Genomic DNA, 272 nt, shown 5'->3' with positions numbered 1-272 from the left:
AACGATCTGGACGGAAAGCGTGTCGAGTTCCGCGCCGTCCGAGCTTATCTCGAAGGAGAATTGAAATAATGGCTAAGTTCAAAAAAGGTGACCGCGTTCGTCGTATTGGCGTCTCCTTCGGTGATGCCACGCTGGGCGACGAATACACGGTACGCGACGGTGGTCCCGGCTTCGTAACGATTGAAGGCTCCAGCAGGCTTTATGATCCCGACGCCTTCGTACTGGCGGAACCTGAGAAACCTAAGGCTCCCGCTCCCGTCAAGGCCACCCTT

General features: G+C 56.2%; 1 protein-coding gene. It reads left to right on the top strand.

Annotation, left to right across the window (positions count from 1 at the left end; genetic code table 11):
* Positions 1-68: 68 nt before the first annotated feature.
* Positions 69-272, top strand: a 204-nt coding sequence (locus SB719_RS20120; protein WP_412159734.1) for a hypothetical protein, incomplete at its 3' end; no start/stop codon positions are given.

The organism is Pantoea sp. SIMBA_079, assembly GCF_046940275.1.
In the GTDB taxonomy this organism is placed as follows: domain Bacteria; phylum Pseudomonadota; class Gammaproteobacteria; order Enterobacterales; family Enterobacteriaceae; genus Pantoea; species Pantoea borealis.
This window is presented reverse-complemented; position numbering and strand designations above follow the sequence as displayed.